This window comes from Mesorhizobium sp. M7A.F.Ca.AU.002.02.1.1 (genome assembly GCF_003998535.1).
GTDB classification, from domain to species: Bacteria; Pseudomonadota; Alphaproteobacteria; order Rhizobiales; family Rhizobiaceae; genus Mesorhizobium; species Mesorhizobium ciceri.
The window spans coordinates 1-6,946 of record NZ_RZPB01000296.1 but is presented as its reverse complement, the minus strand read 5'-3'; the positions used below and the strand labels follow the sequence as shown (position 1 = coordinate 6,946).

7 protein-coding genes are annotated in these 6,946 nt (G+C 63.6%); 6 read left to right on the top strand and 1 reads right to left on the bottom strand.

The window, feature by feature from the left end; all coding sequences use genetic code 11:
- Positions 1-76: 76 nt before the first annotated feature.
- Both EN879_RS18700 and EN879_RS18695 read left to right on the top strand, forming a co-directional pair.
- On the top strand, positions 77-664 hold the full coding sequence (locus tag EN879_RS18700; protein ID WP_013529070.1) for a nicotinate-nucleotide adenylyltransferase: 588 nt from the start codon (positions 77-79) through the stop codon (positions 662-664).
- A 68-nt stretch (positions 665-732) separates the two neighbouring features.
- A complete protein-coding gene (locus tag EN879_RS18695) occupies positions 733-2,016 on the top strand; it encodes an MFS transporter (protein ID WP_013529071.1) in 1,284 nt (427 codons plus the stop codon).
- Positions 2,017-2,025: 9 nt separating this feature from the next.
- Here EN879_RS18695 and EN879_RS18690 read toward each other — a convergent pair whose 3' ends face one another.
- The gene (locus EN879_RS18690; protein WP_013529072.1) at positions 2,026-2,877 is read right to left on the bottom strand and encodes a mechanosensitive ion channel domain-containing protein; all 852 of its coding nucleotides are present in this window, start codon (positions 2,875-2,877) and stop codon (positions 2,026-2,028) included.
- A 242-nt stretch (positions 2,878-3,119) separates the two neighbouring features.
- On the opposite strand from EN879_RS18690, the gene rsfS reads away from it, so the two are divergent.
- From rsfS to EN879_RS18670, 4 genes are all read left to right on the top strand, one after another.
- Complete coding sequence (gene rsfS, locus EN879_RS18685) at positions 3,120-3,497, top strand: ribosome silencing factor (RefSeq protein ID WP_013529073.1); 378 nt, start codon at positions 3,120-3,122, stop codon at positions 3,495-3,497.
- A gap of 27 nt (positions 3,498-3,524) precedes the next feature.
- The gene (gene rlmH / locus EN879_RS18680) at positions 3,525-4,007 is read left to right on the top strand and encodes a 23S rRNA (pseudouridine(1915)-N(3))-methyltransferase RlmH (RefSeq protein ID WP_013529074.1); all 483 of its coding nucleotides are present in this window, start codon (positions 3,525-3,527) and stop codon (positions 4,005-4,007) included.
- Between the two features lie 124 nt (positions 4,008-4,131).
- Positions 4,132-5,469: a murein hydrolase activator EnvC gene (locus tag EN879_RS18675; protein ID WP_024502880.1), complete on the top strand. Its 1,338-nt coding sequence runs from the start codon at positions 4,132-4,134 to the stop codon at positions 5,467-5,469.
- Positions 5,470-6,801 (top strand): S41 family peptidase, encoded by a 1,332-nt coding sequence (locus tag EN879_RS18670; protein ID WP_024502881.1) that lies wholly within the window; start codon positions 5,470-5,472, stop codon positions 6,799-6,801.
- Positions 6,802-6,946 lie beyond the last annotated feature (145 nt).

Below are 6,946 nucleotides of genomic sequence, written 5' to 3'. Positions count from 1 at the left end.
ACCCCGCTCCGCTTCGCGGATCGACCCTCCCCACAAGGACGAGGGTAAGGAGGCTATCTCCTCCCACTATCTCAAAATGCCGCACGCCGAGAAAGGCCTTGCCGTCGGCCTGTTCGGCGGTTCGTTCAATCCGCCGCATGCCGGCCATGCGCTGGTCGCCGAGATCGCGCTCAGACGCCTGGCGCTCGACCAGTTGTGGTGGATGGTGACGCCGGGCAATCCGCTGAAGAACACCAGGGAGTTGGCGCCGCTGGGCGAACGGCTGCAGCTGTCGGAACAGATCGCCAAGAACCCGAAGATCAAGGTCACCGCTTTCGAAGCCGCCCATCACGTCCGCTACACCGCCGATACGCTGGCGCTGGTCAAGGCGCGCAACCCCGGTGTCGATTTCGTCTGGATCATGGGTGCCGACAGCCTGCGCGATTTCCATCGCTGGCAGCGCTGGCGCGAGATCGTCATGACCTTCCCGATCGCCGTCATCGACCGCCCGGGCGCGACGCTGTCGTTCCTGTCCTCGGTCGTCGCCAAGACCTTCGACTATGCCCGCATCGACGAGGGCGATGCGCCGCGGCTTGCCCGCATGAAGGCGCCGGCCTGGACCTTCATTCACGGCCCGCGCTCGTCGCTGTCATCGAGCGCGATCCGCAAGCTGGCGAAGGGGTGAGCCCGGCCGCCCGGCCATGTCGCTTTTATCGCTTCCTTTGCCCGTTTCATGGGCAATCCTGAGCAGGCATGTCGATTCCCAGGAAAAACCGCAGCGAAGCCGAGCAGGGCGCCGAGCCCACGCCGCTGATCGCGATTGCCAGCGTCATCGTGTCGATGGCGCTGATTGCCGTCGGCAACGGGCTGATGTTTGCTTATATCCCGGTCCGGCTTGGCGCAGAGGGTTTCGATCCGACCTGGGCCGGGCTGATCATCACCGGGCTTTCGGCCGGCGGGCTCGCCGGCTGCATCTTGACCGGACCGCTGGTGCGAAGGGTCGGCCATGCCCGCGCCTTCATGGTGCTGTCGGCGCTGATCGCGCTGGCCAACGCCGCTGTCGGCGCCGGGGTCCTTCCGCTGCTGTGGATAGCCGCCCGCGCGCTCTACGGCTTTGCCATATGCGGCCTGTTCATCGTCGCGCAGAGCTGGCTGAACGATGCCGTTGCCAACGCCATCCGCGGCCGGGTGATGGCTTTCTTCTACGTTGCCTATGTCGCCGGGCTCGGCGTCGGCTACGCGACGCTAGCGCTGGTCGATATCAGGACAGCGGATGCGCCGCTGATCGGCATCGTCTTCACCGCGCTGTCGATCCTCCCTGTCGGGATGACCAAACTTGCCCAGCCGCCGGCGCCGCAGGCGGCCTCGGTGGCGCTGCGCCGTGCCTGGCGGGTTTCACCGGTCGGCGTCGCCGGCATGCTTGCCGTCGGCGGCCTGTCGATGTCGATTGCTGGCTTCGCACCGATCCACGCCACGGCCAAGGGCTACAGCCAGGCCGACGTGGCGCTGCTGCTTTCGGCGATGCCTCTCGGCACGCTGATCCTGCAGATCCCGCTTGGTTGGATTTCCGACCGAACCGACCGCCGCTATGTGCTGATCGCCGCATCCGCGCTCGCCATGGTCGCCGGCCTGTTTGCACTCGGGTTCGATGGCGGCGCGCTGGCCGCGTTGGTTGTGATCTACATCGTGTGGGACGGCGCTTCGGAATCGATCTATTCGCTGGCCAGTGCGCACGCCGCCGACCGCGCCGGCAAGGACGACATGGTGGCGCTGTCCAGTTCGCTTTTGTTTGCCTGGTCGCTGTCGGGCTTCGTCGTGCCCGGCATCGTGACGGCGCTGTCGGCCGTCTTCGGAACGCAGGCTTTCATCTATGTGGCTGTTCTCATCGCCGCAGCCTTCTGCCTGTTCGTGCTTTTGCGTGTGTTCACGACGCGTGCGGTCCCGGTCGGCGAAACCGGCAGTTTCGCACCGATGACGGCGCAGGCGCCGTTGCCGGTCGAACTCGCCTTCGCACCGGACGATGAGGGCCGGCACTGAGCCACCCGACTATTGTCGACGGGCTTCCGGCGACGGGGCTTCCGGTGGCGGCAGCGGGATCGATATGCCTTCGCTATCGAATTCCTGCTTGGCGCGCTTGGTGAGATCGGTCTGGGTGGCGAAGAAGTCCGCCGACGATGTCCAGTAGCGCAAGGCAATCGAAACGGTGCTATCGCCCAATGTCGCGACGAAAGCGATCGGTGCCGGCTCACGCTTGACCCGCCGTTCGGCGGCGGCAATGGCAAGCAATGTCTTTTGAGCGCGGTCGATGTCGTTCCAGGAGCCGATGCTCAGCGTGATGTCGCTGCGGCGCACCCCGTTGCGCGAAAAGTTGCGCACCGGCTGGTTCCACAGCGTCGAGTTGGGCGCCAATATGTAGACCCCGTCGGCCGTCCTGAGCTTGGTTGCGAACAGGCCGATCTCCTCGATCGTACCGGCAATCGAACCGACCTCGACGGACTCGCCGATGCGAAACGGCCGCAGTGCCAGAAGCATGATGCCGGCCGCGATGTTCTGCAGCGTGCCTTGCAACGCCAGGCCGATGGCGAGGCCAATGGCACCGATCGCGGCAATGATCGAGGCCGTCTGCACGCCGAACTGGCCGAGCACCATGATGGTGACGAGGATCAGGATGGCATAGCGGACGATCTTGGAGAAGAAATGCCGCAACGTCGCGTCGAAACCATGGATATGGCCGAGACCGGCGAAGATCGAACGTTCGGCAAGGCCGGCGACGATATAACCGACGATCAAGAGGATAACGGCACCGATGGCCGAGAAGGAGTAGGAAACAATCAGCGTGCTCAGTTGGGCGAGGCCAGCCTGGACGCTGAGGAAGGCGTTTTGCGGGTCGATCGGCATGGGGGAAATCCGGTTGGTCGGTGAGCCGATAACCCATGCCGACGGCGAGGGTTCCGATCTTTTCCGGTGTGCGGCGGAACCACAGGAGCGACAATACGTTCGTGCGAGGCAGGGTCCCGTCTTGAAACTGTCAGGGAACTCTGCCTATCTAAGTGGTGTCACCTGCTTCAAGGGGTGATTTGGTTGTTCTTGCTGCGAAAGGAAATACACTGAGAACAGCACTGCGGAAGAAGGCCGATATCATGCCTTCGCCGGCCAGGATCAGCGTAGACGACGCCGTGTCCCGCGCCATCAAGACAGTCCTTGCCAGTCTGGAAGACTCCAAGGCCGAAAATATTGTCTCCATCGACATCCAGGGGAAATCGAGCCTCGGCGACTATATGGTCGTCGCTTCGGGCCGATCGCACCGTCATGTCGCGGCTGTCGCCGATCATCTTCTCAAAGCGATCAAGGATGCCGGTCTCGGCACCGCGCGCGTCGAGGGGCTGTCCGGCGCCGACTGGGTCCTGATCGATTCTGGCGACATCATCGTCCATGTCTTCCGCCCCGAAGTCCGCGAATTCTACAATCTCGAAAAGATGTGGCAGGCGCCGGACCTCGAGGAAGAAACGCTCCACTAAGTCGTTCGCGCGGCTTACAAGGCAAGGATGAAGATATCAGTTCATGCCGTGGGCCGGATGAAAGCCGGCCCCGAGAAGCTGCTGGCCGACCGCTATTTCGAGCGCTTCGCCAAGAGCGGCCCGGCGGTGGGGCTTGAATTTGGCGGCATTGCCGAAATAGCCGAGGGGCGCGGCCAGACTGCCAACGAGCGCCGGCGTGAGGAAGGCCAGAAACTGCAGACGCAGTTGCAGCCCGGCACCGCCCTGATCCTGCTCGACGAACGCGGCAAAAGCTTTTCCTCGGAAGATTTCGCCGGGCGCCTCGGCCTGTTGCGTGACGGTGGCCGCAAGGCGCTGATCATCGCCATCGGCGGCGCCGACGGCCACGATCAGTCGCTGCGCGACCAGGCCGAACTGGTGATGTCGTTCGGATTGCTGACATGGCCGCATCAACTGGTGCGCGTGATGCTGGGAGAGCAGCTTTATCGTGTGGCCACTATCCTTTCGGGACATCCCTACCATCGCTCGTAAGCCGGTGAATTGGTGCGACACACCCGGATTTCCGCCCCAATGCCAACGTAACATTGCATCGAGTGGGCGGTTTCGAACATGGTTGATTGTTCGTTAACGAAGCCACGCATAGAGTCGGGCTTCAATGTCTGAAGACAGAAAATCAAGAACGGGCTCATGGCGCGCGCGCTGCGGAATCGCGGCGGCGGTGCTTGTGCTGTCGCTGCATGCGGGGCGGGCGGAAAACACGCTCGACCTGGCTCCCGATCCGGACCAGAGCCGGGCCGAATATGAACGGGTCTCGAAGGAGATCACGCTGTCGTCGGAACGATTGGCCAAGCTCTCCGCCGACATCGCGACGATCAAGAAGGATCACGCCTCGATCACCGCCGCATTGATCCAGTCGGCGATGACCGAGCAGAAGCTCGGCCAGGACATCGAGGACATCGGCGCCAGGCTGGAAGGGTTGAAGGGCCAGGAACAGAAGATCCGCGCCTCGCTGATGGCGCGGCGCGACGTTCTGGCCGAAGTGCTGGGCGCGCTGCAGCGCATGGGCCTCAACCCGCCGCCGGCGATCCTGGTCAAGCCCGAGGACGCGCTGTCGTCGGTGCGCAGCGCCATCCTGCTCGGCGCGGTGGTGCCGGAACTGCGCCAGCAGACCGATAGCCTGCTTGCCGATCTCAAGGAACAGACCAGGATTACGGCGTCGATCGAGGCCGAACGGGCGCGGCTGACGGCGGCGGTCGGCGACCAGACGGCGGAAAAGAAGCGGCTCGGCATGCTGCTGGAGGCCAAGCAGAAGCTCGAAGCCGACACGCAAACGCAAATGGCCGCGGAAAAGCAGCGATCCGAAGCGCTGGCGGCCAAGGCCGGCAGCCTGAAAGAGTTGATCGCCTCGCTCGAAGCGCAGGCCGACAAGAGCCGCAAGGCCGCCGATGCCGCCAAGGCCGCTGAGCAGAAGACGGCGGATGGCGACAAGACATCCGCGCCGGCGGAACTGGCGTCGCTGCCCGTTCCGGAAAGCAACCAACTTGCCGCCGCGGTGCCCTTTTCGGCGCTGCAGGGACAGATCGCACTGCCGGTGACCGGCCGCATCAAGCGGCGATTCGGCGCCGACGACGGTAACGGCGCGGTGATGCTAGGCGACATGGTTGCGACACAATCGGGAGCCATCGTTACCGCGCCGGCGGATGGAAATGTGCTTTATGCGGGGCCGTTTCGCTCTTATGGTCAACTCTTGATCCTGAACGCAGGCGACGGCTATCATGTCGTTTTGGCGGGGATGAGCAGAATCAGCGTCGCGACCGGTCAATCAGTGCTTGCAGGAGAGCCGATCGGTGCGATGGGAGAGGCCCGGGTGGCGAGCACCTCGGTTTCGAAGAATGGAAATGCCACGCCGGAACTCTATGTCGAGTTCCGCAAGGATGGAAAACCCGTCGATCCGGCCCCATGGTGGGCGGACCGTTTTTCTGGAAGGACGTGAATAATGCGGAAACTGTCGCTTCTGTTTGCCGGTGCGCTGATGGGCGCGTCCGCCATGAGCCTGGTCTATGGCGCACCCGGCTCGGCGGCGAACGCTGCAGGGTCGGAGACCTACAAGCAACTGGCGATCTTCGGCGATATCTTCGAGCGCGTGCGGGCACAGTATGTGACGCCGCCCGACGACAAGTCGCTGGTCGAGAATGCCATCAACGGCATGCTGGCTTCGCTTGACCCGCACTCCTCCTACATGAATGCCGAGCAGGCGCAGGATATGCGCGTCCAGACCAAGGGCGAGTTCGGCGGCCTCGGCATCGAAGTCACCATGGAGAACGATCTGGTCAAGGTGATCACGCCGATCGACGACACGCCGGCCGCCAAGGCAGGCGTGCTGGCCGGCGACTACATCGCCAAGATCGACGGCGAAGAGGTTCGCGGCCTGACCCTCAACGATGCGGTCGACAAGATGCGCGGCCTGGTCAACACGCCGATCAAGCTGACCATCCTGCGCCAGGGCGCCGACAAGCCGATCGAACTGACGGTCGTGCGCGACATCATCAAGGTCAAGGCGGTCAAGTTCCGGGTCGAGAACGACATCGGCTACATGAAGATCACCTCCTTCACCGAAAAGACCTACGACGACCTCGAGAACGCCATCGACACCATCAAGAAGCAGATTCCCGACGACAAGCTGAAGGGCTACGTTCTGGATCTCCGCCTCAATCCGGGTGGCCTGCTCGACCAGGCGGTGAGCGTGTCCGATGCCTTCCTCAACCGCGGCGAGATCGTCTCGACGCGCGGCCGCGACCCCAAGGACGTCACCCGCTTCGACGCCAAGCCCAAGCAGGTCGACGACATCAACGGCAAGCCGATGATCGTCCTGGTCAATGGCGGTTCGGCCAGTGCCTCGGAAATCGTCGCCGGCGCGCTGCAGGACCTGCGCCGCGTCACGGTGGTCGGCACGCAGTCCTTCGGCAAGGGTTCGGTGCAGACCATCATTCCGCTCGGCGAGAATGGTGCGCTCAGGCTGACGACGGCGCTCTATTACACGCCGTCCGGCAAGTCGATCCAGGGCAAGGGCATCACGCCCGACATCAAGGTCGAACAGCCACTGCCGCCGGAACTGCAGGGCAGGGATCTGACGCGTGGCGAATCCGATCTCAAGGGCCATATCAAGGGCGCCGACGAGAGCACGACGGGTTCGGGCTCGGCCGCCTATGTGCCGCCGGATCCGAAAGACGATCTGCAGCTCATCTATGCCGAGCAGCTGCTGCGTGGCCAGAAGACCGATCCGTCCTTCCCGCCCAATCCGCAAAAGGCGGTTCTCAACCAGTAGGGATCTGGAGCGGCGCACGCGCCGCTCCATCTTTCTGTTTGAGCATGATGGAAGCAATGCGATGCTGCCGGGACCGAAAGGTTCCGGCAGTTTGATTCGGGGGCGAGGCAAAGCTCCCAAGGCATGGCGCGGGGGTGCGCCGGGA